The sequence below is a fragment of the Streptomyces sp. ASQP_92 genome (genome assembly GCF_025399895.1).
In the GTDB taxonomy this organism is placed as follows: domain Bacteria; phylum Actinomycetota; class Actinomycetes; order Streptomycetales; family Streptomycetaceae; genus Streptomyces.
On sequence record NZ_JAODUA010000009.1, the window covers coordinates 253,527 to 277,390 of the forward strand.

Consider the following 23,864-nt stretch of genomic DNA (forward strand, 5'->3'; position numbering starts at 1 on the left):
GCCCATCACGCCTTCAGTTTGTAGCCGAAGCCACGGACGGTCTCGATCCGGTCCTGCCCGATCTTGGTGCGCAGCCGCTGCACATGCACGTCCACCACCCGGGTGTCGCCGCCCCAGCCGTAGTCCCAGACCCGCTCCAGGAGTTTGTCGCGGGACAGCACCGTGCCGGGGGCCGAGGAGAACTCGAGGAGCAGCCGCATCTCGGTGGGGGTCAGCGCGACGGTCTCGCCGCCCTTGGTGACCTCCATGCCCTCGGTGTCGATCTCGATGTCGCCGAACGCGAGGACCCCGCTCCCCGAGGCGTCCTCGGGCGGCTCGGCGGCGGCGCCGGGGCCGCCCGCGTGCCCGAAGCGGCGCAGCACGGCGCGGATCCGGGCGACCAGGACGGCACCGTCGAACGGCTTGGTGACGTAGTCGTCCGCGCCGGCCTCCAGGCCGAGGACGACGTCGATGGAGTCGGCGCGCGCGGACAGCATGATGACCGGCACGGTCGACTCGTCGCGGATGCGGCGGCACAGGCTCACGCCGTCCAGGCCCGGCAGCATCACGTCGAGCAGGGCGATGTCGGGCCGGTCCGCGCGGAACGCTTCCAGGCCGGAAAGCCCGTCGGGCATGGCGGTCACGGTGAAGCCGTCCCGCTCCAGGGCGAGCTGGGTGGCTTCACGGATCACGTCGTCGTCCTCGACGAACAGAACATGGGTCTCGGCCATCGCGCTGCTCTCTCAGTTCTCCGGCGGTCTCTTGCGGCGCCCGGCGGCCGTGCCGCGGTCCGTGGCGCCGGTGCGGCTCGTCGGTGTGCTGGGCGCGGTACCAGTCTGCGGCATCCCCACGGCGCGGCTCACCGACGCGGGCGGCGCGGTCAGGGAGTGGTGGGCGCGGGGGCGCTGGTCCCACTGCCGTCGACGGCCTTGCTGTAGTCGTTCTCCACCTGGTCCTGCTGCGCGAACTTGCCGGTCGCGCCGCCCGACCAGCGATACGTCGTCACGACCTCGCTCGACGCGAAGGCCGGCTTGTCGCCGGGCGCGTACATCTGCCGCGTCACCACCAGATCGCCCCGGTCGATCTCGGCGTACACGGGCGTCTCCTCGGCGGTGAAGACGTTGTCGTACGAGGCGCCGGACGCGCGGTACACATAGGCGCCGAGGCCCACGGCGTCGGCGCAGTTCATGACGTTCACGACGACGTCCTGGCCGGTCGTGCCGGTCAGGTGCCCGTACGTCACGTCGATGGGGTACTCGTCCTTGGTGCAGGGTTTGAGCTGGGCCTTGACCCGGGCGCTGACCTTCGGGTCGCCCTTGAGCAGCCGCACCGGGTCGACCTTGGCGAAGGGTGCCTGGGTGGACGCGCTCGGCGACGGCGTGGCGTGGGCGACCTTGTCGGCGGGCGGTGCCACGCCCTCGTCCCGGGTGCCGGTGCCGCCCGTGGAGCAACCGGTCATGAACAGCCCGAGGGCGGAGATCCCGGCCAGTGCCGTGGTCCCCGCCGTCACCGCGCTCCCCCTGTGCCTGGTCAGGCCGCGCACCGCTCCCGCCCCTTTACGTCGCCCGCGTTGCCGTGCTCCAGCGCGCGGAAGTCCAGCTCGCGGCTCTCCAGCTCCTGGCGGAGCCGGGCCAGCGCCCGGTGCAGCGTGCTCTTCACGGTGCCGGCCGACATGCCCAGGGCCGCGGCCGTCTCCTCGGTGCTCATCTGCTCCCAGTGTCGCAGCACGACCACGCTGCGCTGCTTGGGGGCGAGCACCTTGAGGACGTCCATCAGCAGGGCGCGGTCGGCGCGCTGCTCGGAGCCGTCCTCGACGCGGGCGTCGGGAAGCTGCTCGGTGGGCACCTCTTCGAGCTTGCGGGCGCGCCACCACTCGGTCCGCGTGTTGATCATGACGCGGCGCAGGTAGGCGTCGGCCAGCGTCTTGTCGGCGATGCCGTCCCAGCGGCCGTAGGTGCGGGCCAGCGCGGTCTGGAGCAGGTCCTGCGCGTCCACGGGGTCCGGAACGAGCCGCCGGGCACTGCGCAGCAGCGCGTCCTGCCGGGTGCGTACGTACTCCTCGAACTCAAGCACCTCGCCCTGCGCCATACCCAACCGCCTCCGTCATCCCCGTGAGCTGGTCCCGCTCGTCCTGCTGGTCGCTTACGTGAATGAACCTACGGAGCGCTTGTCACGGGCCTGTGCGGAGGAGCCGTCGGGAGGCGCACGGTGAGCCATCGGTTGTGTAACAGCCGAGGTTTACCGCCGTTTTCCAGGGGTAACGGCTCCCTTTCGGGCGTTACGGACACAGTCGGACGCCCTGCGGCCGCGGGGGTGGCGCCGGTCCGAGCTCAGGACTGGGGGAGCCGGTAGCGGCCGCCGTCGAGCGGTTCGACCAGACCGTCGGAGACCAGGCCGTCCAGCGCCCTGGCCCGCTGCACCGGCTCGTGCCAGGCCGCGTCGAGCGCCGACTGCGGTACGGATCCGGTGGCGTCCCGCAGCACCGCGAGGAGCCGGCCGCGCACCTGCCGGTCGGTGCCCGCGTAGGTCTGGCCGCGCCGCGCCGGGCCCTGGTGCGCGGGCTTGCCGGCCAGCCGCCAGGCGCACTGCGCGGCGATCGGACAGCGCCCGCACGTCTCGTTCTTGGCCGTGCAGACCAGCGCGCCGAGCTCCATGGACGCGGCCGCCCAGCGCGCGGCGGTGACCTCGTCCTCGGGCAGCAGCGCCCGCGCCAGGCGCCGCTCGGCGGCGGTGGTCGCGGTCGGCGGGTACTGGACGCCGGTCACGGCCCGCGCGAAGACCCGGCGGACGTTGGTGTCGAGGACGGCGTGACGCTGCCCGTAGGCGAACGAGGCGACCGCGGCCGCCGTGTACTCACCGATGCCGGGCAGCGCGAGAAGCTGCCCGTGGTCGGCCGGTACGTCGCCGCCGTGGCGTTCCGTTATGGCGAGCGCGGCGCCGTGCAGCCGCAGCGCGCGGCGCGGGTAGCCGAGGCGGCCCCAGGCGCGGACCGCCTCGCCGGGCGCGTCGGCCGCCAGGTCGGCCGGGCGCGGCCAGCGGGCCAGCCACTGCTCGTACACCGGGAGCACCCGGCTGACCGGGGTCTGCTGAAGCATGAACTCGCTGACCATCACGCCCCAGGCGCCCGCCTCGGGGCGCCGCCAGGGCAGGTCGCGGGCGTGTTCGCCGAACCATCCGATGACGGATTCGTGGAGGACGGCGGGCCGGGTCGTCTCGTTCGTCTCGTTCGTGGGCACGGTGGGCATCGTCGGCAGAATGTTCATCGCAGAGCCGATCCTGGCATGTTCGGGTCCGAAGGGGGGCGCGCGGCGGGTCTCAGCGGCGTGCGTGCTGCCTGGCGTGCATGCGCGCGCCGGGCCCGGTGAACCAGGCGACCGGCGCGATGTCGCTGGTACGCATCGACTCGGCAAGCGCCCGCACCGGGCGGGTGCCCGCCTTGACGACGATCAGCGCGATCACGGTGCCGAGCACCAGGCCGACCGCCACGTCGTGCGGGTAGTGCACGCCGACGAAGACCCGCGAGAAGGCCATCGCCAGAGCCATCGGCACGGTGATCATCCAGATCCGCGACCAGGCCAGCGCGAGCGCGACGGCCGCGGCGCCCGCGATCGTGGCGTGGTTGGAGGGGAACGACCAGTCGCCGTTGACCGGGCAGGCGATCAGCGAGGTCGCCGCGCCCGCCACCGCCCGGCAGGGCCGCTCCTCGTCGATCAGCGACTTCATCACCTCGCTGCACAGGTAGGCGGCCGCCGTCGCGAGGGGCGCGAGCAGGGCCAGGGCGAACGACGTCGTGTCCCGGCGGCGCGCCCGCCACCAGGCGCAGACGAACAGCACGCCGAACAGCAGGAGTCCGAGCTCCGTCCAGACCTCGACGAAGCTCTGCACCCAGGACGGCATGTCGTGGGCGAAGTCGGTGATGTTGCGGTAGAGCTCACTATCCATGGTGACGGACAGTATGAATGATGAAGGGCCGGTGACCACGAGTCGCCCGGAAGGCGGCGCCCAGGTTGCGGAGTGATGCGCTCCGGAATGATGATCCGCAAAACTTCGCCGGAGTGGCGGCGGGTGGGGCGGGAGTTGGCGCCGATCTCTCGTAAGGTTCGGTGCGTGGGATCTCTGCGCAATCCGGTCGGGCCGCTTCCCTCCTCCATCTACTGGCGACGGAGGGCCGTCGCGCTGTCCTTGATCGCCTTGCTGGCCATCCTCGTTCTGTGGTTCGCCACTTCGGGCGGCGGCGGCAGCAAGGGCGGCACCAGCAAGGGCCCGAACCCCACGCAGTCCATCACGCCGGGCCCCACGGGCTCCGGCCCCGCCATCAGTACGGCCCCGGGCGGCCGCGACGAATCGAGCGGATCCGGCGGTTCCGGTGGTTCCGGTGGGTCGGGCGGATCCGCAGGCTCGGCCGGCTCCGGTGGCCCTGGCGGCTCCGGCGGCGCCAACTCCGCGGACGGCGGTACGAGTACGGGCTCGGGCGGCTCCGACTCCGGTTCCGGGGGCGGCAGTTCGGGTGGCAACGGTGAGGGCCGCAACCGGGTTCCGGCCGGCTCCCCCCTGCCGATCTGCGCCCCGGGTTCACTGTCCCTGACCCTGCGCAGCACCAAGACGACGTTCGGGCCGGGGGAGAAGCCGCGCATCGAGGTCGTCCTCAAGAACAACTCGGCCTCGACGTGCAAGGCGGACCTCGGGCCGAAGGGGGCCGTCGTGACGGTCACCTCCACCGGCAACGACCGCGTGTGGTCCACGGACGACTGTCCCTCCGGGGACCCGGCCCTCTTCTTCCAGGTGCCGGGCGGGGCGACGATCACCCACGCCGTGGAGTGGGACCGGTCGAAGTCGGCGCCGGGGTGTGCGACGCCGCCGGCGGGGGCGGTGTCCCCGGGCACGTACCTCCTGGAGGCCCACTTCCCCGGGCTCCCGGTGGCGCGGGCGTCCTTCGCCCTGGCGAAGGATTAGCCCCCACCCCACCCCTTCCCGAAACCCTCCGGGGGATGTCGGCTCGGCTGCGGGCCGTGCGTGGCTGGTCGCGCAGTTCCCCGCGCCCCCAAACCCGCTTTTGTCTGCGGGCCGCAGCCGGCTGATCGCGCAGTTCCTCGCGCCCCTTAACTGCTCGGTGCTGGGGCACCTTCAGCCCGTCCGGCGATTGAGGACGAGCGCCGTTCAGGCGCGAACGGGGTCTGGGGCGGAGCCCCAGGAAGCCCGGCTTTCGGGTGCGGGCCGTGTGTGGCTGGTCGCGCAGTTCCTCGCGCCCCTTAACTGCTCGGTGCTGGGGCACCTTCAGCCCGTCCGGCGTTTGAGGACGAGCGCCCTTTAAGGCGCGAAGGGGGTCTGGGGCGGAGCCCCAGGGGTGCCTATACGTACCGCTCCAGGATGGAGGACTCGGCCAGCCGCGAGAGCCCCTCCCGCACGCTCCGCGCCCGCGCCTCCCCGACGCCGTCGACCGTCTGGAGGTCGTCCACCGAGGCGGCCAGCAGTTTCTGCAAGCCCCCGAAGTGCTCGACGAGCCGCTCGATGATCGCTCCCGGCAGCCGCGGCACCTTCGCGAGGAGCCGGTAGCCCCGCGGGGACACCGCGGAGTCCAGCGTCTCGGGGGAGCCGCTGTAGCCCAACGCCCTTGCCACTATGGGCAGTTCGAGCAGTTCCGCGTGGGTGAGGTCGTTGAGCTCGCGCAGCGCCTCGTCCACCGTGCGGGACCGCTTGGCGGTGGGCTCGGGCACGTAGTCCCGTACGACCAGCTCCCGCTCGGGCTCGACCCCGGCGATCAGCTCGTCGAGCTGGAGGGAGAGCAGCCGCCCGTCCGTGCCCAACTCCACCACGTACTCGGCGATTTCCGTCGCGATGCGCCGCACCATCTCCAGGCGCTGGGCGACCGCCGTGACGTCCCGCACCGTCACCAGGTCCTCGATTTCGAGGGCGGACAGCGTGCCCGCGACCTCGTCGAGGCGGAGCTTGTACCGCTCAAGCGTGGCCAGCGCCTGGTTCGCGCGGGACAGGATCGCCGCCGACTCCTCCAGGACCCGGCGCTCGCCGTTCACGTACAGCGCGATCAGGCGCATGGACTGGCTGACCGACACCACCGGGTAGTTGCACTGCTTGGAGACGCGGTCCGCCGTGCGGTGGCGGGTGCCCGTCTCGTCGGTGGGGATGCCCGCGTCGGGCACGAGCTGCACACCGGCGCGGTGGATCTTGGTGATGTCCTTGTCGAGGACGAGCGCCCCGTCGAGCTTGCACAGCTCGCGCAGGCGCGTCGCGGCGAACTCGACGTCCAGGACGAAGCCGCCCGTGCACATCGAGTCGACGGTCTTGTCGAGGCCGAGCACGATCAGACCGCCGGTGTTGCCGCGCAGGATGCGCTCCAGGCCGTCGCGGAGCGCGGTGCCGGGCGCGACGGCGCTCAGCGCGGCCCGCATCAGTGCTTCGTTACCGGAGCCTGTGCCGGACTTTCCGGGTGCTGATGCCCGGTCGTTGGCTGCCACTGCACTCCTCCGGTGTTGCTCATACGGCGCGTACTGCTCGCGTGCTGCGTGCGTACCGCTCGTACGGACGGGCGAGACCAGGGCAAAGTCTACCGGCGCGGCTACTCCTCCCGTGGGGCCTGTGCGCGACGGCCGCGCGGCAGCACCCGCAGCGCGTCCCCCATGTCGGCGACTTCCGTGACCTTCATACCGGCCGGGACCTTGCCGGGGTCGGTCGGCACCAGGGCGTGCGTGAAGCCGAGGCGGTGCGCCTCGGCCAGCCGGCGCTGGACTCCGGTGACCCTTCTGACCTCGCCCGCGAGGCCCACCTCGCCGATGGCGACGAGGTTCTTGGGCAGCGGAGTGTCGCTGGCCGCCGAGGCGAGCGCGAGGGCGATCGCGAGGTCGGCCGCGGGCTCGGAGAGCTTCACCCCGCCCACCGTCGCGCTGTAGATGTCGCGCTTGCCGAGAGCGGTGATGCGGCCGCGCTGTTCAAGGACCGCGAGCATCATCGAGACGCGGGAGGTCTCCAGGCCGGAGGTGGTGCGGCGCGGGGAGGGGATCTGCGAGTCGACGGTGAGCGCCTGCACCTCGGCGACCAGGGGGCGGCGGCCCTCCAGGGTGACGGTGAGACAGGTGCCCGGCACCGCCACGTCGCGCCGGGTGAGGAACAGGCCGCTGGGGTCGGCGAGTCCGATGATGCCCTCGTCGTGCAGCTCGAAGCAGCCGACCTCGTCGGTCGCGCCGTAGCGGTTCTTGACGCCGCGCACCAGGCGCAGCCGCGCGTGCCGGTCGCCCTCGAAGGAGAGCACGACGTCCACGAGGTGCTCCAGGAGGCGGGGGCCCGCGATCGCGCCGTCCTTGGTGACATGGCCGACCAGGAGCGTGGACATGCCGCGCTCCTTGGAGGCGCGGATCAGCGCGCCCGCGACCTCGCGGACCTGGGCCATGCCGCCGGGGGCGCCGTCGATCTCGGGCGAGGCGACGGTCTGCACCGAGTCCAGGACGAGGAGCGAGGGCTTCACCGCGTCGAGGTGGCCGAGCACGGCCGACAGGTCCGTCTCGGCGGCGAGATAGAGGTGGTCGTTCAGCGCCTTGATGCGGTCGGCGCGCATCCTGACCTGGCTCGCCGACTCCTCGCCCGTGATGTAGAGCGTGCGGTGGTCGTCACTGGCCGCCTTGGCCGCCACGTCCAGGAGCAGCGTGGACTTGCCGACGCCGGGCTCGCCCGCGAGCAGTACCACCGCGCCCGGCACGAGACCTCCGCCGAGCACCCGGTCGAGCTCGCTGACGCCGGTGGTGCGGGCGGTCGCCTGGCGGCCGTCCACCTGGCCGATGGGCAGCGCGGCCGTGGAGACCCGGCCCGCCGCCGTGGTGCGCACCGCGGGCGCGCCGTACTCCTCGACCGTCCCCCAGGCCTGGCACTCGGGGCAACGGCCGAGCCACTTGGCGGTGGTCCAGCCGCATTCGGTGCAGCGGTAGGACGGCCGGTCCTTCGCGGATTTCGTACGGGCAGCCATGGCGTCACCGTATAGGGGCCCACTGACAATCCCGCCCGGGCGGCCGTGCGAAGGCGGTCGGAAGACCTCGGGCGGGGCCGGGCGCGAGGCCGGGCGCGGGCACCGGTCTTCCGCGCCCCGCCGTTCGGGTGGACGGAGCCCGCTCCGCGTCGCCCCGATGGGCCGCGTCCGTTGGCACAGTGCGTGATGGGTCTGCCATGGAATGCCATGGAATTCCCGATTCCTGTCCCCTTTTGAGGGATACGTTCACCCGTAAGGATTAAATGTGCTCAACCGGTACGAAGAAGCCCCGATGCTGCCCCTACGGTCGCACGCGTGACGAGCAGCAGACTGGATCAACCAGCGCACAACACCGGCGCACACCGGGCGCAGCGCCGTGCGCCCCGCACGTTGGCCCAGCGCCCGCCCGCCCGGTACGAGGCGTACCTGGACGGCCTGTTCACCTACTGCCTGTCCGTCCTGTGCGACCACGACGAGGCGACGGCGGCCCTCGGCGACATACTCGCCGTCTCCGAGCGCCAGTACGCGCGCTGCCCCGCGGCCGAGGCCGAACGCAGGGCGTGGCTGTACGCGCTCGCCCGCTGGGCCTGTCTGCGCAAGCTGGCCGAGCGCAGACGCAACCGGCAGGGCGCCCACACCGGCCGCGCCCCCGAGGCACCCCCCGCCGTGGAGGTCTCCGAGGAGGAGCGGGAGCGCCGCCGCCGCGAACTGGCCCTGCTCGCCTGGCCCGAGGCGGCCGGCACCACCCCCGAACAGCGTGAGGCGCTCGAACTCGCGGTCCGCCACCACCTCGGCGCCCGCGAGGTCGCCTCGGTGCTCGGCATGAACTACCCGGCCGCGCGCGAACTGCTCGCCGCGGGCGCCTGCGAGGTCGAGCGGACCCGGGCCGCGCTCGCCGTCGTCGAGATGGGCGGCTGCCCGACCGTGGCCCAACTGACCGGCGATCACCAGGTGTTGCTCTCCGCGGCGCTGCGCCGCGAACTGGTCCGGCACGTCGACGACTGCCCCCGCTGCCGCCGCGCCGCCGAACGCGCGGGCGCGGCCGGACCCTGGCCCGGGTCGACCGTCACCCCGGCCGCGCTGCCGCTGGCGAAGGCGCCGCGGGCCGCCGCGCAGGCCGCGATGATGCATGTGCCGCGCACGCGCGCCGGTGCTCCGCGCTTCGACCGCACCGGGTTCCCGATGGACCCCAAGGACCGGGCCGCCCGGCGCGACCGGCTACGGGCCAGGGCGGTGACCACCACCGTCGTCGCGACCGTCGTCGCGGCCCCCGTCTTCGCGCTGTGGGCCGCCTACCGGGGCGCCCCCGCCACCGGCGAGCCGCAGGCCGGCGCCGCGAAGGTCACCGCGAGCGAGGCCGACGGTCCCGGCGCGCGCCCGCACGACCGTTACGAGAACGCCGGCAACGCCCGCGCCCAGCCCGACACCCGCTTCACCGCCGGCAGCCGCGCCCCCGACGTGTCGGTCGAGGTCATCAGCCCCACGACCGCCCCGGCGGGCCCCGGCCGGCTCGCGGTCGCGGCGAGTTCGGCGGGCGACACGACCGTCCTGACGCTCACCTCGACCGGCGGCGCCCCCGTCGACTGGTCGCTGCGCAGCCGCGCCCGCTGGCTCACCATCAGCCAGAGCGCGGGCCGGCTCGCGCCCGGCCAGAGCGTCACCGTGTACATCCGGGTCGACCACACCCAGGAGCCGCAGCACGCCTGGTCGGTGCGGGTCGACGTGGAGCCGTCGGGCGCGGCGGTACGGATCAGCGGTGACGGCACACCGGTCGCGCCCCCGTCCTCGCCCGTTCCCGGCGGCTCGGGCCACCCCGGCCCGCCCGGATCCAGCGCGTCGCCGACCCCCCGGCCGACGCCGACGCCGAGCAGCCCGACGCCCACGCCCACCCCGCCGAGCCAGAGCCCGACCCCGACGGACACTCCCTCGCCCACCGGGACACCGCCCTCACCGTCCCCGAGCGGCTGACAACTCGCCGCTCGGGCAAGGGAGTTACCGCGCCGGGTCGGCCGGATGCGGGGCGACGAGCGGCAGCAGCGAGGCGAGCCGCGCCTCGCACTGCTCGACCAGGACCGCGTACGCCTCCTCGCCCATCAGCTCCGTCAGCTCCGGCCGGTACGTCACATACACCGGCTCGCCCGCGCCATGGGCGGAGGTCGCCGAGGTGCACCACCAGTGCAGGTCGTGGCCGCCGGGCCCCCAGCCGCGGCGGTCGTACTCGCCGATCGAGATCTGGAGCACCTTGGTGTCGTCGGGCCGCTCGATCCAGTCGTACGTCCGGCGCACCGGCAGCTGCCAGCAGACGTCCGGCTTGGTCTCCAGCGGCTCCTTGCCCTCCTTGAGGGCGAGGATGTGCAGCGAGCAGCCCATGCCGCCGGGGAAGCCCGGCCGGTTCTGGAAGATGCACGAGCCGTTCCAGCGGCGGGTCTGGCGGTCGCCGTCCTCGTCGGTCTGGATCCAGCCCGTCTCCGTGCCGACGTCGTGGAACTGCCACAGCTCGGGGGTGAGCCGCGCCACGTGCCCGGCCACCCGCTTCTCGTCGTCCTCGTCGGAGAAGTGGGCGCCAAGCGTGCAGCAGCCGTCGTCGGCCCGGCCCGCCTCGATGCCCTGGCAGCCACTGCCGAAGATGCAGGTCCACCGCGAGGTGAGCCAGGTCAGGTCGCAGCGGAAGACCTGCTCGTCGTCGGCGGGGTCGGGGAACTCGACCCAGGCGCGCGGGAAGTCGATCCCCTGCTCGTCCTGGATCACTGGGGCGGGGTTCTTCGGGGCCTTGGCTTTGCCCGGCTTCGCCTTTTTCGTCTTTGGCACACCTCCAGCGTATGTCCGAGGGCGCCTCCGGACGCGCAGTAGCGTTCGGTCCATGAGACTCGGAGTCCTCGATGTGGGGTCGAACACGGTTCATCTGCTGGTGGTGGACGCGCACGCCGGTGCCGCGCCGCTGCCCGCGCACTCGCACAAGGCCGAACTGCGGCTCGCCGAACTCCTCGACGAGGACGGCGCGATCGGCGCGGAGGGCATCGACCGGCTGGTCGCCACCATCAGCGAGGCACTGCTCTCCGCCGAGGACAAGGGCGTTCAGGAACTGCTTCCCTTCGCGACCTCGGCGGTGCGCGAGGCCAGCAACGTCGACCAGGTCACCGCCCGGGTCCGCGACGAGACCGGGGTCGATCTGGGCGTGCTCTCCGGAGAGGAGGAGGCCCGCCTCACCTTTCTCGCGGCGCGGCGCTGGTACGGCTGGTCGGCGGGGAAGCTGCTCCTGCTCGACATCGGCGGGGGCTCCCTCGAGGTGGCGTACGGGATCGACGAGGAGCCGGTCGCGGCGGTCTCGCTGCCGCTGGGCGCCGGGCGGCTGACCGCCGGCTGGCTGCCGGGCGACCCGCCGGACCCGTCCGACGTACGCGCCCTGCGCCGCCACGTACGGGCCCAAATCGCGGGCACGGTAGGGGAGTTCGCGCGCTCGGGGCGGCCGGACCATGTGGTCGCCACGTCCAAGACGTTCAAGCAGCTCGCCCGGATCGCGGGGGCCGCGCGGTCGAGCGAGGGCGCCTATGTGCAGCGCACGCTGAGTCGTACGTCACTTCAGGAGTGGGTGCCCAAGCTCGCCGCGATGACGACCGAGCAGCGCACCACCCTGCCCGGCGTCTCGCAGGGCCGGGCGCCGCAACTGCTCGCGGGCGCGCTCGTCGCGGAGGGCGCGATGGACCTGTTCGCGGTCGACGAACTGGAGATCTGCCCCTGGGCGCTGCGCGAGGGCGTGATCCTGCGCCACCTCGACCACCTGCCGGCGGTGTGACGCCGACCACGGTGTCGCGCGCGCGGCCGCGTGCCGTCCAGAACGCCGGGCGGCGCGTAACGCGTTGTCGGCGGATGTGACGTTCGTCGGTCTCCTCGGACCGCCTCCCCGCCCGGCGGTGACGGCCCGTACCCTGTCTGCGTGGCAGAACCAGTGGTGCGCATCCCGGATGCGAAGGTCGCCCTGTCCACGGCCTCGGTTTACCCGGAGTCGACGGCGACGGCCTTCGAGATCGCCGCGCGCCTGGGCTACGACGGCGTCGAGGTCATGGTCTGGACCGACCCCGTCAGCCAGGACATCGAAGCCCTGCGGCGGCTCTCCGACTATCACCAGGTGCCGATCCTGGCCGTCCACGCGCCGTGTCTGCTGATCACCCAGCGGGTCTGGTCCACCGATCCCTGGGTGAAGCTCCAGCGGGCGCGGGCGGCGGCGGAGAAGCTCGGCGCGTCGGCGGTGGTGGTCCATCCCCCCTTCCGCTGGCAGCGCCAGTACTCCCGCGACTTCGTGAGCGGGATCTGGCGGATGGCGGACGAGACGGACGTCAGATTCGCCGTCGAGAACATGTACCCGTGGCGCTACCGGGACCGCGAGATGCTGGCGTACGCGCCCGACTGGGACGTGACGAAGGACGACTACCGCCACTTCACCGTCGACCTGTCGCACGCCGCGACCTCCCGTACGGACGCGATGGCCATGGTCGACCGGATGGGCGACCGGCTGGCCCACGTCCACCTCGCGGACGGGCGCGGCTCGGCGAAGGACGAGCACCTGGTGCCCGGCCGGGGCACGCAGCCGTGCGCGGAACTCCTGGAGCGCCTCGCGCTGACGGGCTTCGACGGGCATGTCGTCATCGAGGTCAACACCCGCCGGGCCATGTCCGCCGCCGAACGCGAGGCCGACCTCGCGGAGGCGCTCGCCTTCACCCGCCTGCACCTGGCGTCCGCGCCGGCCCGCCGCGCATGACACCGGCGGCGGGCGGGGCCGGGCCGGACGCGGACCCCCCCGCTCCGCGCCGCCGCGGCCGGCCGCCGCGGGCCGCCGCCGAGGCGGGGCCCGGCACGCGTGAGCGCATCCTGTCCGCGGCGCGTACGGAGTTCTCCGGGCGGGGGTACGACAAGACGTCCATGCGGGGCATCGCCAAGGCGGCGGGGGTGGACGCGTCGCTGGTCCACCACTACTTCGGTACGAAGGAGGCGGTGTTCGCGGCGGCCATCGAGGTCGACTTCGAGCCCGCCCTCACCGCGGACGCGATCCTCGGCGACTCCCTGGACGGCGTCGGTGAACGCCTCGCCCGCCACTTCCTGGGCATCTGGGAGAACCCGGTGACCCGCACCCCCCTGATCGCGGTGATCCGCTCGGCCCTCACGCACGAGGCGGCCGCGAAGGTCCTGCGCGGCGTGGTGCTGCGGCGCCTCCTGGAGCGGGTCGCGGCCGACCTCGACGTGCCGGATCCCCGCTTCCGGGCGGAGCTGGCGGCGTCGCACATGATGGGGATCGTGATCATGCGGTACGTGTTGGAGGTCGAGCCGCTGGCGTCCGTGCCGGCGGAACGCATCGTGACCGAGGTGGGCCCCACCCTCCAGCGCTACCTGACCGAATAGCCCCCTGGGGCTCCGCCCCAGACCCCGAGCACCTTTGCCCACCCGCCCGCCCGTAGGCGCAGGGTTGGTTGGTTCGGGCCTTCCTGGGGCTCCGCCCCAGACCCCGTTCGCGCCTTAAGGGCGCTCGTCCTCAATCGCCGGACGGGCTGAAATGCCCGATGCGGGCCAGCACCGATACCGCTAAGGGGCGCGGGGAACTGCGCGAGAAGCGACCACGGCCCGCACACGACCGATGGTTTTGGGGGCGCGGGGAACTGCGCGAGAAGCGACCACGGTCCGCGCCCGTACGACATCCCCCCGGAGGGTTTAGGGAAGGGGCGGGGAGGGGCCCCCGGGGTCTGGGGCGAAGCCCCAGCAGCTGCCCACCCCCCCCCGACCCGGAGGGTCACATGGCGAACCCCGGATCCCGCCATTCGGACACCCTGTCCAGATGGCGGAGCCCCGGCGTAGGCTCACACCAGAGCACGCCCATACCTAGGAGACGAGCGACGATGCCCGAGCTGAGGTCCCGCACAGTCACCCACGGCCGCAACATGGCGGGCGCCCGCGCCCTGATGCGGGCCTCCGGTGTAGCGAGCGAGGACATCGGCAAGCCGATCATCGCCGTGGCGAACAGCTTCACGGAGTTCGTGCCGGGCCACACCCACCTCGCCCCCGTGGGCCGGATCGTCAGCGAGGCCATCCTGGCCGCCGGCGCCGTGCCCCGCGAGTTCAACACCATCGCCGTGGACGACGGCATCGCGATGGGCCACGGCGGCATGCTCTACAGCCTGCCCTCCCGCGACCTCATCGCGGACAGCGTGGAGTACATGGTGGAGGCGCACTGCGCGGACGCCCTGATCTGCATCTCCAACTGCGACAAGATCACCCCCGGCATGCTGATGGCCGCGCTGCGCCTCAACATCCCCACCGTCTTCGTCTCCGGCGGCCCGATGGAGTCCGGCAAGGCGACCCTGGTCGACGGCACGGTCCGCACCCTCGACCTGGTCGACGCGATCTCGGACGCGGTCAACGACAAGATCTCCGACGCGGACATCCTCCGCATCGAGGAGAACGCCTGTCCCACCTGCGGCTCCTGTTCCGGCATGTTCACGGCCAACTCCATGAACTGCCTGACCGAGGCGATCGGCCTCTCCCTCCCCGGCAACGGCTCGGTCCTCGCGACCCACACCGCGCGCCGCGCCCTGTACGAGAACGCGGCCCGCACGGTCGTCGAGATCACCAAGCGGCACTACGAGGACGACGACCACTCCGTCCTGCCCCGCTCCATCGCGACCCGCGCCGCGTTCGAGAACGCCATGGCGCTCGACATCGCCATGGGCGGCTCCACCAACACGATCCTGCACCTGCTGGCCGCCGCCCAGGAGGCCGAACTCGACTACGGCCTCAGCGACATGGACGCCGTCAGCCGCCGCGTCCCGTGCCTGGCCAAGGTGGCGCCGAACGTCGCCAAGGACCGTACGTACTACATGGAGGACGTGCACCGCGCCGGCGGCATCCCCGCGATCCTCGGCGAGCTGTACCGCGCGGGCCTGCTCAACGAGGACGTTCACACCGTCCACTCCCGCTCCATCAAGGAGTGGCTGGACGCCTGGGACGTGCGGGGCGGCTCCCCGTCCCCCGAGGCCGTCGAGCTGTGGCACGCGGCTCCCGGCTGCGTCCGTTCGGCGACCGCGTTCTCGCAGTCCGAGCGCTGGGACACCCTGGACACCGACGCCGCCGAGGGCTGCATCCGGGACGCGGCGCACGCGTACAGCAAGGACGGCGGCCTCGCCGTGCTGCGCGGCAACCTCGCCGAGGACGGCTGTGTGGTGAAGACGGCCGGCGTCGACGAGTCGATCTGGACCTTCGAGGGCCCGGCCGTCGTCTGCGAGTCGCAGGAGGACGCCGTCGACAAGATCCTGCGCAAGGAGATCACGCACGGCGACGTCGTCGTGATCCGCTACGAGGGCCCCAAGGGCGGCCCCGGCATGCAGGAGATGCTGTACCCGACGTCGTTCCTCAAGGGCCGCGGCCTCGGCAAGACCTGCGCGCTGATCACCGACGGCCGCTTCTCCGGCGGCACCTCGGGCCTGTCCATCGGCCACGCCTCGCCCGAGGCGGCGTCCGGCGGCACCATCGCGCTGGTCGAGGACGGTGACCGCATCCGCATCGACATCCCCAACCGGTCCATCGAACTCCTGGTCCCCGAGGCCGAGTTGGCGTCCCGCCGCGAGGCGCTGGGCGGGGTGTACGCCCCGAAGAACCGCGAGCGCAAGGTGTCCGCCGCGCTGCGCGCCTACGCCGCCATGGCCACCAGCGCCGACCGCGGCGCGGTGCGCGACGTGTCGAAGCTGGGCTGAGGCCGACAGGGGGCCCTGAGGGCCGGGCGGGTCGGTAGGCGCCCGCGTCCTCCCCCCCTGCCGGTTCCCCTGACGTACCGTCACCAACTCCCGATATCGGCCGAGTCGACCGCGAACACCGACCCGTCGGGGGAGGCCGCGTACAGGCGGCCCCCGGCCGCGAGCGGCGCCGGGAGGGCGGGCGTGAAGGTGTAACGCCCGTCGTGCATACGGGGGTTGGTCTGCCCGGCCAGTACGCCCTTGCCCGCGTCGAAGGCGAGCAGTCTGCCGTCGGCGCCGGTCAGAAGCACCTGCCCGCCCGCGGCGACCGGCCGCGAGGCGCGGGCCACCCCCGTGTCGAGCCGCCACTTCTCCGCGCCGTGCGCGGAGTCGACCGCGACCAGCGCCCCGCCCGCCCCGAACAGGTAGACGGCGTCCCCGTCGATCCCGGCCTGCGCCTGGTCGAGCGGGGCCGACAGCGTGGTGCGGCGCGGGGCATGGGTGGCCGTGTCCAGGCGTACGACCGCCGAGGTGAACCCGGCGGCGTCGGTCGCCAGCAGGACCAGGGCCCCGGCGTCGGCCGCGACCGGCCGCAGCCGCCCCTCCACCCGGGCCCGCCACCGCACGGAACCACCGGCCGGGTCGACGGCGGACACGGAGGTCGAGCCGCCGTCGGCGGAAGGGGTGACGGCATAGGCCACGGCGCCCGCGCCCCCGGACGTGACCCACTGGGAGCGCGGCCCGCCCACCGCCTTGCGCCATGTCTCCTTGCCGGTAAGGGAGTTGAGTGCCGTGACATGTCCGTCGGCCGTGATGAGCAGCACGGCGCCACCCGCGGGGCGGACCGCCGAGTACGCCGATACGTCCGCGGACCACACCGGCTTCCCGGTCGCGGGGTCGTACGCCCGCAACGGGCCGCCCGGGGTCCGCGCCAGCACCCGGCCGCCCGCCACGACCGGGGCGTAGTCGTCGGAGAGCGGTTGCCCGTCCGCCCCCGGCACCGACCACACGGCCTTTCCGCTCGTGGCGTCGAGCCGGGTCAGCGCGATGCCCGGCGCGGAACAGTAGAGCGCGCCGCCGCCGTCCCCGGCCGAGCAGAAAGCCGTACGGTTTCCGCCGCCCTCCTTGGCCGCTGCCCCCAACCGCGCTTCCCAGGGCCGGAATTGGGGCGCGTCATGGTGTTCCGGGGCGTCGGCCTCGGTCCCGGTGCCGTCGGGCATCGCCCGTACGGCGACCACCCCCGCCCCGGCGACGGCGACGAGGGCGAGCGTGGCGACGCCCCAGCGGAGCCGGCGCAGCCGACCGGGTCCGGAACCGCGGCCGGACGCGGCTGCGGACCCGTCGGGGACGCCCTCGCCGTTCCCGGCCATCGCGACGCCCGAGCCATCCTCCGGCGAGGACGACCGGGGCCGATCCGGAGCCGAAAGGGCCGGAACCGAAGGGGCTGGAACCGGGGCTGAAACCGAAGAGGCTGAAACCGAAGAGGCCGGAGCCGGAAAGGCCGGAACGGGAAAAGCCGGAACCGGATTGCGGAACCGCTGCGTCGGGATCTGCGCCTCGGAGCCGTACGCGGCGGACCGCAGCGCCGACATCAGCTCGTCCGGGGTGGGCCGCTCACCGGGATCCTTGGCGAGACAGCCCTGGAGGACCGGCACGAGATCCTCGGGCACCCCTGCCAACTCCGGCTCGTTGTGCACGACTTGATAGGCGACGACGTAAGGGGATTCGGAGTCGAAGGGCCCGCGCCCGGTCGCCGCGTGCACGAGGACGGCCCCCATGGCGAACACGTCCGCCGCGGGCCCGACCTCACGAGGCCGCTGGAACTGCTCGGGCGCCATGAAGGGCGGGGTGCCGATGAGCTTGCCGGTCTCGGTCCGCAGATCGCTGTCGTACGGACGGGAGATCCCGAAGTCGATGACCTTGGGCCCGTCGGCGGCGAGCAGCACATTGCTCGGCTTGAGGTCGCGGTGCACCACTCCGGCGCGGTGAATGTCGCGCAGCGCCTCGGCGAGCCCCGCGCCGAGCCGGCGTACCTCGTCGGCGGGCAGCGGTCCGCTGTGCTTGACGCGTTCGGCGAGGGTGTGGCCGGGGATGTGCAGGGTGGCCATCCAGGGCCGTTCGGCGTCCGGATCGGCGTCGACCACCGAGGCGGTGAAGGCGCCGCTGACGCGTCGGGCCGCCGACACCTCCTGCCGGAACCGCGCCCGGAATTCCGGATCGGCGGCGTGCTGGGCGTGTACGACCTTGACGGCGAGCCGCATGCCGGAGGGGGAAGTGGCCAGATGCACCACCCCCATGCCGCCCGAGCCGATGACGGATTCGAGCCGGTAGCTGCCGACGGATTCCGGATCCTCGGCGCCCGGCGCCCCGAACCCGATACCGCGTGGCGACGCCATGGCCCACCCCCGTGTGTCCGTTGTACGCGCGCCCCGACGGAGCCTAGTCGATGGGGCGTACGGGCCCGAGGGGCCTTGCTAGCCTGCGTGTTGCACACAGAGTGAAGCCAAGGGGCGAGCACATCGGTGCGCGCCGGGCGAGTACCTGGGGGAGCACATGGGGGAGATGGGCATGACAGCGGAATCGGCCGAAACAGCCATGGCGGCGTCGCTCGGGACGCATCGCTACCCGGTGGCCCCGGGCTGCGAACTGAACGTCCGCAGCGGCCCCGGCACCGGCTACTCGATCGTGGACGTCCTGCCGGTCGGCGCGACCGTCCCGATCAACTGCCAGACGCCCGGCACGACCGTCACGGGCCCGTACGGCACCTCGAACATCTGGGACAACATCGGCAACGGCCGGTTCGTCGCGGACGCGTACGTCAAGACGGGCAGTGACGGGTACGTCGCACCGCGCTGCGGATAGCGCGGAGGAGCGGCCGGCTCCGGGGATACGGGGATAATCGTCCCCATGAGCGAGAACAAGGGCGAGAGCGGGAGCGACGCCGCCGGCCGGGGTGACGGCGGCGGCGCCACGGCGACGCCCGCCGGGCCCCGCCCCGAGCCCATCCGTTTCTTCGGCACGACGTGGGTGGACCACGACCACGGGTACGGCCTGCGCCGGGCCGGCGTGGCGATCGGCTCGCTGGCGGCGGCGGTGGCGGCCTGCTTCGTCCTGCGCTTCGCGTACGAGGGCCTGCGGCTCGCGAACACCGGGGCCTTCGTGAACGTGCTGGTGGTCGTGATGTTCGCGATCTGTAGCGCGCTCGCCTTCCGCAAGACGTGGGAGGGCTTCTCGACCCGCCCGTCCGACCCCGACGCGGACCGCTCCCTCCAGGGCCTGAAGGCCATCGGCTTCATCGGCTCCCTGCTCGCGTACTTCTTCCGCACCTTCACGGAGGCCCCCGGGGAGTCCCTGCACCGCGAGGAGTACGAAGCGGCCCGCGCCCGGTACGAACGCCGCCGCGGCACCCGCACGGGGAACCCTTCGGGGAGGAAGCGGCCCAAGCGGCGGTAGGCGGAGGCCGGTGGTGCGACGGCCAGAGCGGGGGAGCGCCCAGAGCGGCGGGAGCGGCGAAAACCCGCTCCCCGGCCCCCTCCCGCCCGGCAGACTCGTTCCACATGGCCACGCATCAGACCCGCGCCCACTCCTTCAACGCCGCCGCCGCCCAGTACGCCGCGAACCGCCCCTCCTACCCTCCCCTCCTCCTCGACACCCTGGAGGAGCTGGCGGGCCGCCCACTGCGCAACGCCCGGGTCGCGGACATCGGCGCGGGCACCGGTATCGCCAGCGCCCTGCTGCACGAGCGTGGCGCGCGGGTCACCGCGGTGGAGCCCGGCGAGGGCATGGCCGCGCAGTTCCGCAGGAGCAACCCCGAGATCCCCCTGGTGCGGGGCGACGGCAACCGCCTGCCGCTGGCCACGTCGTCCGCGGATTTCCTCACGTACGCCCAGGCCTGGCACTGGACCGACCCGGCCGAAGCCGGCCCGGAGGCCCGCCGCGTGCTGCGGCCGGGCGGGGCGCTCGCACTGTGGTGGAACGTCACGGACCACTCGGCGCGGTGGCAGGCCGCGCAGGACGCCCGCATGCACGACTACGTCCGGACGGGCGGGACCGCGCCCGCCGAACGAGGCGGCCACCGCTGGGCCGACATCCCCGGCCTCCACTTCACCGAACGCCGCATCCCGCACACCCGCCGGATCCCCCTCGCCACCCACCTGGCGAACCTGAGCAGCCACTCGGCGTTCCTGGTCCTGGGCGAGGAACGGACGAAGGAGTTCATGGCGAGGGAGCACGACGTGCTGAGCGCCCTCTTCCCGGACGGCACGGTGGAGGAACGCTACGTGGTCCACCTGCGCCTGGCCCTCAACTGACAGGCGCCCAAAGCAGAGGCCACGGAGAGGGGGCGCACCGGACGGCTCGCACGGCTCTCGCGGCCGCCCCGGATCCTTGACGACGCACCCCCGCGGGAGCACTATTCATCATATGGTGAATTATGAGCCCGCCCCCGCGCGCGGCACCACCTCATCGCCCGGCGGCACGGCCTCCCCACCCGTAGGCGACGCCTTCGGGAGCGCCCCCGGCGATGCGGCGGTCACCTCCGGCACCCCGCCCCCCGCCGTGACGGCGAGCTCCCTCACCGCCGTACGGGCCGGCCGCCCCGTCCTGCGCGACCTGGACTTCACCGTCCCGCGCGGCCGCATCACCGGGCTCCTCGGCCCCTCCGGCTGCGGAAAGTCGACCCTGATGCGGGCCGTCGTGGGTACGCAGGCGAACGTCACCGGCACCCTCACGGTCCTGGGCGCCCCCGCGGGCACGCCGGCCCTGCGCGAACGCGTCGGCTACGTGACCCAAGCCCCCTCGGTCTACCAGGACTTGACGGTGCGTCAGAATCTGGACTACTTCGCCGCCGTACTCCACCCCGGCCGATCCCACCGCGCGGCCCGCGCCGAAGCGGTCGCCCGGGCCATCACGGACGTCGACCTCACCAGCCACGCCGACCAGCGGGCCGGCAGGCTCTCCGGCGGCCAACGGAGCCGCGTCTCGCTCGCCGTCGCCCTGCTCGGAACCCCCGAACTGCTCGTCCTGGACGAACCGACCGTCGGCCTCGACCCCGTACTCCGCCGAGACCTCTGGCACCTCTTCCACACCATCGCCGACACCCGCGGCACGACGATCCTGATCTCCTCGCACGTCATGGACGAGGCGGAACGCTGCGGGCACCTGCTCCTCCTGCGCGACGGCACCCTTCTCGCCGAGGACACCCCGGACGCCCTGCGCACCCGTACCAGCACCGAAACGGTGGAGGAAGCCTTCCTCCACCTGGTGGACAGGGCCACGCCATGACGACGTCCGCGACGCCGAGCGCGCACCCCGCCCCGCCGGCCCACCCACCCCGAGGCAGCGCCATGACCGCATCCCGCACCCTCGCGACCGCCGCCCGCGTCCTGCGCCAGTTGCGCCACGACCCGCGCACCATCGCGCTGCTCCTGGTCATCCCGTCGCTCATGATCGTCCTGCTGCGGTACGTGTTCGACGCCGACACCGCCGTCTTCAACAGCATCGGCGCCTCACTGCTCGGCATCTTCCCGCTGATCACGATGTTCCTGGTGTCCTCCATCGCCACCCTGCGCGAACGCACCTCGGGCACCCTGGAACGCCTGCTCGCCATGCCGCTGGGCAAAGGCGATCTGATCGGGGGCTACGCCCTCGCCTTCGGCGCGCTCGCCGTGCTCCAGTCGCTCATCGCGACGGGCATCTCGCTCTGGCTCCTGGACCTGAACGTCATCGGCTCCCCGTGGCTGCTGCTCCTGGTCGCCCTGCTCGACGCCCTGCTCGGCACCGCCCTCGGCCTGTTCGTCTCGGCCTTCGCCGCCTCGGAGTTCCAGGCCGTCCAGTTCATGCCGGCGGTGATCTTCCCCCAACTCCTGCTGTGCGGCCTGTTCACCCCGCGCGACACGATGCAGCCGATCCTGCGCGCCCTCTCGGACGTCCTGCCCATGTCGTACGCGGTCGACGCGATGACCCAGGTCCTCCACCACCCTGAGGCGACCGCCGCCTTCGCGCGGGACACCGGCATCGTGGCGGCGGTGGCGGTGGTGGTCCTCGCCCTGGGCGCGGCGACTCTGCGCCGCCGAACCCCGTGACCCCGCGCCCTCCCGGCCGAGCCCCGTGACCCCGCGCCCGCGTCCCACGCGCCGAACCGCGCCGAAGCCCCCGTACCGCCCATCGGACGCCCCCTCCGGCCATCCCCACCCGATGCGAGGATGACGTCAGCAAGCGCGCCGCACCACCTGGAGGGTTGACCGCATGACCCAGACCGTCGCAGTCCTCGGCACCGGCAAGATCGGTGAGGCCCTCCTCAGCGGAATGATCCGGGCCGGCTGGCACCCGGCCAACCTCCTCGTGACCGCCCGCCGCCGGGAACGCGCCGAAGAACTGCGCACCCGCTACGGCGTGGACGCCGTCACCAACGCCGAAGCGGCCAAACGCGCCGACACCCTGATCCTCGCGGTGAAGCCGCAGGACATGGGCGCCCTCCTGGACGAGCTCGCCCCGCACCTCACCAACGACCGCCTGGTGATCAGCGCCGCGGCGGGCATCCCGAGCGCCTTCCTCGAAGCCCGCCTCGCGGCCGGCACCCCGGTCGTCCGTGTCATGCCGAACACGCCCGTACTGGTCGACGAGGGCATGTCCGTGATCAGCGCCGGCAGCCACGCGACCCCGGCCCACCTCGCGCACGCGGAGGAGATCTTCGGCGGCGTCGGCAAGACCCTGCGCGTCCCGGAGTCGCAGCAGGACGCGGCGACCGCCCTCTCCGGCTCGGGCCCGGCCTACTTCTACTACCTCGTCGAGGCGATGACCGACGCCGGCATCCTGCTCGGTCTGCCCCGTGCCCAGGCGTACGACCTGATCGTGCAGTCCGCGATCGGCGCCGCCGTGATGCTCCGCGACAGCGGCGAGCACCCGGTGAAGCTCCGCGAGGCGGTGATGTCCCCGGCGGGCACGACTATCAGCGCGATCCGGGAGCTGGAGAACCACGGCGTACGGGCCGCCCTGATCGCAGCCCTGGAAGCGGCCCGGGACCGAAGCCGCGAATTGGCCTCCGGCACGAGCTGACCCCCTAACCCGCGGTCGTACGGCGAAGCGTGGCCCCCTCTTCCTCATGTGCCGCAGCACGGCCGTACGACCATCGGCGGGGCAGCCACCCCACGGCAACCATCGCCATCCCGCCGCCTACCAGCGCCAGCGCGACCCCGCCGACCAGGCTCAACACCCCGATGGGGAGCCGAGGCAGCTCGGCGCGGCCGGCCTGGAAGACGGTGTCCTGGGTGTCGGCGTCCCCGCCCCCGGACACATCCGGCCCCACAACCAAAGCCCGCGCCCCATCAACCGGCCCACCCGGCGCCGGGGAGCCAACCGGGCCGCCCGATGGTGGGGTCGCAACCGGCCCGCCCGGTGTGGGGGCCGGAACCGACCCACCCAGTGTTGGGGTCGCAACCGGCCCACCCCCGACGGCGTGCACCAACCGGCCCCGCCGATGCACCGCCCGAACATCGCGCAGGTCCGCCGCGAGCCGACACCCCTCACGCAACCTCGCCTCCAGCCGGCCCACCTCATCCGCCGAGCGGCTGCCCGGACAGTCGTGCGCCCGCTGGATCTGGGCCTGGTGCCCCTCATTGACCGCGTCGACGACCCGCAGCCGCATCCGGGCGACCCGCTCATCCCCATCCATGGCGTACGCGGCCCCCGGGGCGACGGCCATCCCCAGTACGAGGAGGGTCGCGGCGGCCACGGCGATCCGAAGAAGAGTCCTCATGGCCGCCACGCTAGGGCGAACGACGGCCCCACCAGATCGGCCGTCCCGCCAGGCCTGCCTCGGCCAAAAGCACGAGGCCAGGCGCGTACGCGGCCCCCTCGGACGGCCCGCTCCTGGGCACCTGGCCGAGGGTTGACACGCCCCTCCCTCGTACGTAATGTTCTCCGAGTTGTCCGACGTGAGCGCCGACCCCGGTCGGTCCCCGGACAGCCATTCCGCATCAACCACTTCTCATGAACGACACCTCGTCGTCTCATTTTTCGTGCGCTTTTGCGAAATGAGGAATCCGCGTTCGAGAACGCGCCCCGATTGGCGTCGGGGCCCAGGATTCCGCTAATGTCTCACTCGTCGAAACGGCCCAACAGCCGTGAAGACAAGCCGACTTGGCCCCGGGAGACCGGGAATTGGAACCGAAAGGATCTGATAGAGTCGGAGCCGCCGG

At 72.9% G+C, this 23,864-nt stretch carries 22 protein-coding genes; 12 read left to right on the forward strand and 10 right to left on the reverse strand.

Annotated features, from left to right (window positions below):
- Window positions 1–5 precede the first annotated feature (5 nt).
- The 5 genes from cseB to N4G70_RS21145 all read right to left on the reverse strand — a co-directional run bounded on the left by cseB (window position 6) and on the right by N4G70_RS21145 (window position 3,921).
- On the reverse strand, window positions 6–710 hold the full coding sequence (gene cseB, locus N4G70_RS21125) for a two-component system response regulator CseB (protein ID WP_261714230.1): 705 nt from the start codon (window positions 708–710) through the stop codon (window positions 6–8).
- A 149-nt stretch (window positions 711–859) separates the two neighbouring features.
- Window positions 860–1,489 (reverse strand): hypothetical protein, encoded by a 630-nt coding sequence (locus N4G70_RS21130; RefSeq protein ID WP_261714231.1) that lies wholly within the window; start codon window positions 1,487–1,489, stop codon window positions 860–862.
- A gap of 20 nt (window positions 1,490–1,509) precedes the next feature.
- The gene (locus N4G70_RS21135) at window positions 1,510–2,067 is read right to left on the reverse strand and encodes a SigE family RNA polymerase sigma factor (RefSeq protein ID WP_120722085.1); all 558 of its coding nucleotides are present in this window, start codon (window positions 2,065–2,067) and stop codon (window positions 1,510–1,512) included.
- A gap of 242 nt (window positions 2,068–2,309) precedes the next feature.
- Window positions 2,310–3,224: an A/G-specific adenine glycosylase gene (locus N4G70_RS21140; protein ID WP_388730436.1), complete on the reverse strand. Its 915-nt coding sequence runs from the start codon at window positions 3,222–3,224 to the stop codon at window positions 2,310–2,312.
- Window positions 3,225–3,294: 70 nt separating this feature from the next.
- Window positions 3,295–3,921, reverse strand: coding sequence for a phosphatase PAP2 family protein (locus N4G70_RS21145; RefSeq protein WP_261714233.1), 627 nt, complete (start codon window positions 3,919–3,921; stop codon window positions 3,295–3,297).
- A 165-nt stretch (window positions 3,922–4,086) separates the two neighbouring features.
- On the opposite strand from N4G70_RS21145, the gene N4G70_RS21150 reads away from it, so the two are divergent.
- Window positions 4,087–4,932: a hypothetical protein gene (locus tag N4G70_RS21150; protein WP_261714234.1), complete on the forward strand. Its 846-nt coding sequence runs from the start codon at window positions 4,087–4,089 to the stop codon at window positions 4,930–4,932.
- Between the two features lie 395 nt (window positions 4,933–5,327).
- Here the strand turns inward: N4G70_RS21150 and disA are convergent, their stop codons facing one another.
- Together disA and radA are read right to left on the reverse strand one after the other, a co-directional pair.
- Complete coding sequence (gene disA / locus N4G70_RS21155) at window positions 5,328–6,452, reverse strand: DNA integrity scanning diadenylate cyclase DisA (RefSeq protein ID WP_120722082.1); 1,125 nt, start codon at window positions 6,450–6,452, stop codon at window positions 5,328–5,330.
- Window positions 6,453–6,553: 101 nt separating this feature from the next.
- Entirely contained in the window at window positions 6,554–7,951 is a 1,398-nt protein-coding gene (gene radA, locus N4G70_RS21160) for a DNA repair protein RadA (protein WP_261714235.1), read from the reverse strand.
- 315 nt (window positions 7,952–8,266) lie between these two features.
- Here radA and N4G70_RS21165 point away from each other — a divergent pair, with 315 nt between their 5' ends.
- On the forward strand, window positions 8,267–9,919 hold the full coding sequence (locus N4G70_RS21165; protein WP_261714236.1) for a BACON domain-containing protein: 1,653 nt from the start codon (window positions 8,267–8,269) through the stop codon (window positions 9,917–9,919).
- 24 nt (window positions 9,920–9,943) lie between these two features.
- Here the strand turns inward: N4G70_RS21165 and N4G70_RS21170 are convergent, their stop codons facing one another.
- A complete protein-coding gene (locus N4G70_RS21170; protein WP_388730015.1) occupies window positions 9,944–10,759 on the reverse strand; it encodes a hypothetical protein in 816 nt (271 codons plus the stop codon).
- Window positions 10,760–10,811: 52 nt separating this feature from the next.
- Between N4G70_RS21170 and N4G70_RS21175 the strand changes: the two genes are divergently transcribed.
- From N4G70_RS21175 to ilvD, 4 genes are all read left to right on the forward strand, one after another.
- Window positions 10,812–11,744, forward strand: a complete 933-nt coding sequence (locus N4G70_RS21175; protein ID WP_261714237.1) for a Ppx/GppA phosphatase family protein — start codon at window positions 10,812–10,814, stop codon at window positions 11,742–11,744.
- 141 nt (window positions 11,745–11,885) lie between these two features.
- Window positions 11,886–12,707 (forward strand): sugar phosphate isomerase/epimerase, encoded by an 822-nt coding sequence (locus tag N4G70_RS21180; protein WP_261714238.1) that lies wholly within the window; start codon window positions 11,886–11,888, stop codon window positions 12,705–12,707.
- Window positions 12,704–13,345 (forward strand): TetR family transcriptional regulator, encoded by a 642-nt coding sequence (locus N4G70_RS21185; protein ID WP_261714239.1) that lies wholly within the window; start codon window positions 12,704–12,706, stop codon window positions 13,343–13,345. Before N4G70_RS21180 ends, N4G70_RS21185 begins: the two co-directional genes overlap by 4 nt.
- A 491-nt stretch (window positions 13,346–13,836) precedes the next feature.
- Window positions 13,837–15,687, forward strand: a complete 1,851-nt coding sequence (gene ilvD, locus N4G70_RS21190) for a dihydroxy-acid dehydratase (protein ID WP_261714240.1) — start codon at window positions 13,837–13,839, stop codon at window positions 15,685–15,687.
- Between the two features lie 80 nt (window positions 15,688–15,767).
- On the opposite strand, the gene N4G70_RS21195 is transcribed toward ilvD, so the two are convergent.
- Window positions 15,768–18,062: a protein kinase domain-containing protein gene (locus N4G70_RS21195; RefSeq protein ID WP_261714241.1), complete on the reverse strand. Its 2,295-nt coding sequence runs from the start codon at window positions 18,060–18,062 to the stop codon at window positions 15,768–15,770.
- A 172-nt stretch (window positions 18,063–18,234) separates the two neighbouring features.
- On the opposite strand from N4G70_RS21195, the gene N4G70_RS21200 reads away from it, so the two are divergent.
- From N4G70_RS21200 to proC, 6 genes are all read left to right on the forward strand, one after another.
- Window positions 18,235–18,528, forward strand: coding sequence for a peptidase (locus N4G70_RS21200; protein WP_315904277.1), 294 nt, complete (start codon window positions 18,235–18,237; stop codon window positions 18,526–18,528).
- Between the two features lie 45 nt (window positions 18,529–18,573).
- Complete coding sequence (locus tag N4G70_RS21205) at window positions 18,574–19,119, forward strand: hypothetical protein (protein WP_261714243.1); 546 nt, start codon at window positions 18,574–18,576, stop codon at window positions 19,117–19,119.
- A 104-nt stretch (window positions 19,120–19,223) separates the two neighbouring features.
- On the forward strand, window positions 19,224–19,976 hold the full coding sequence (locus N4G70_RS21210) for a class I SAM-dependent methyltransferase (protein WP_261714244.1): 753 nt from the start codon (window positions 19,224–19,226) through the stop codon (window positions 19,974–19,976).
- Window positions 19,977–20,088: 112 nt separating this feature from the next.
- Window positions 20,089–20,949: an ABC transporter ATP-binding protein gene (locus tag N4G70_RS21215; protein ID WP_261714245.1), complete on the forward strand. Its 861-nt coding sequence runs from the start codon at window positions 20,089–20,091 to the stop codon at window positions 20,947–20,949.
- Window positions 20,946–21,749 carry an ABC transporter permease gene (locus N4G70_RS21220; protein WP_261714246.1) on the forward strand — a complete coding sequence of 268 codons (804 nt, stop codon included), beginning with the start codon at window positions 20,946–20,948 and terminating at the stop codon, window positions 21,747–21,749. The genes N4G70_RS21215 and N4G70_RS21220 overlap by 4 nt, the downstream gene beginning before the upstream one ends.
- Before the next feature lie 163 nt (window positions 21,750–21,912).
- Complete coding sequence (gene proC, locus N4G70_RS21225; RefSeq protein WP_261714247.1) at window positions 21,913–22,722, forward strand: pyrroline-5-carboxylate reductase; 810 nt, start codon at window positions 21,913–21,915, stop codon at window positions 22,720–22,722.
- 4 nt (window positions 22,723–22,726) lie between these two features.
- Here the strand turns inward: proC and N4G70_RS21230 are convergent, their stop codons facing one another.
- Window positions 22,727–23,422: a hypothetical protein gene (locus N4G70_RS21230; protein WP_261714248.1), complete on the reverse strand. Its 696-nt coding sequence runs from the start codon at window positions 23,420–23,422 to the stop codon at window positions 22,727–22,729.
- Window positions 23,423–23,864: the final 442 nt, after the last annotated feature.

What these genes read in the sequence shown, in the direction of transcription:
- radA (WP_261714235.1), bottom strand. Translation starts at nt 7,951, where the DNA reads ATGGCTGCCCGTACGAAATCCGCGAAGGACCGGCCGTCCTACCGCTGC.
- cseB (WP_261714230.1), bottom strand. Translation starts at nt 710, where the DNA reads ATGGCCGAGACCCATGTTCTGTTCGTCGAGGACGACGACGTGATCCGT.
- N4G70_RS21200 (WP_315904277.1), top strand. Translation starts at nt 18,235, where the DNA reads ATGACAGCGGAATCGGCCGAAACAGCCATGGCGGCGTCGCTCGGGACG.
- N4G70_RS21185 (WP_261714239.1), top strand. Translation starts at nt 12,704, where the DNA reads ATGACACCGGCGGCGGGCGGGGCCGGGCCGGACGCGGACCCCCCCGCT.
- proC (WP_261714247.1), top strand. Translation starts at nt 21,913, where the DNA reads ATGACCCAGACCGTCGCAGTCCTCGGCACCGGCAAGATCGGTGAGGCC.
- N4G70_RS21195 (WP_261714241.1), bottom strand. Translation starts at nt 18,062, where the DNA reads ATGGCGTCGCCACGCGGTATCGGGTTCGGGGCGCCGGGCGCCGAGGAT.
- N4G70_RS21205 (WP_261714243.1), top strand. Translation starts at nt 18,574, where the DNA reads ATGAGCGAGAACAAGGGCGAGAGCGGGAGCGACGCCGCCGGCCGGGGT.
- N4G70_RS21145 (WP_261714233.1), bottom strand. Translation starts at nt 3,921, where the DNA reads ATGGATAGTGAGCTCTACCGCAACATCACCGACTTCGCCCACGACATG.
- N4G70_RS21215 (WP_261714245.1), top strand. Translation starts at nt 20,089, where the DNA reads ATGGTGAATTATGAGCCCGCCCCCGCGCGCGGCACCACCTCATCGCCC.
- N4G70_RS21220 (WP_261714246.1), top strand. Translation starts at nt 20,946, where the DNA reads ATGACGACGTCCGCGACGCCGAGCGCGCACCCCGCCCCGCCGGCCCAC.
- N4G70_RS21175 (WP_261714237.1), top strand. Translation starts at nt 10,812, where the DNA reads ATGAGACTCGGAGTCCTCGATGTGGGGTCGAACACGGTTCATCTGCTG.
- N4G70_RS21140 (WP_388730436.1), bottom strand. Translation starts at nt 3,224, where the DNA reads ATGCCCACCGTGCCCACGAACGAGACGAACGAGACGACCCGGCCCGCC.
- ilvD (WP_261714240.1), top strand. Translation starts at nt 13,837, where the DNA reads ATGCCCGAGCTGAGGTCCCGCACAGTCACCCACGGCCGCAACATGGCG.
- N4G70_RS21230 (WP_261714248.1), bottom strand. Translation starts at nt 23,422, where the DNA reads ATGAGGACTCTTCTTCGGATCGCCGTGGCCGCCGCGACCCTCCTCGTA.
- N4G70_RS21135 (WP_120722085.1), bottom strand. Translation starts at nt 2,067, where the DNA reads ATGGCGCAGGGCGAGGTGCTTGAGTTCGAGGAGTACGTACGCACCCGG.
- N4G70_RS21210 (WP_261714244.1), top strand. Translation starts at nt 19,224, where the DNA reads ATGGCCACGCATCAGACCCGCGCCCACTCCTTCAACGCCGCCGCCGCC.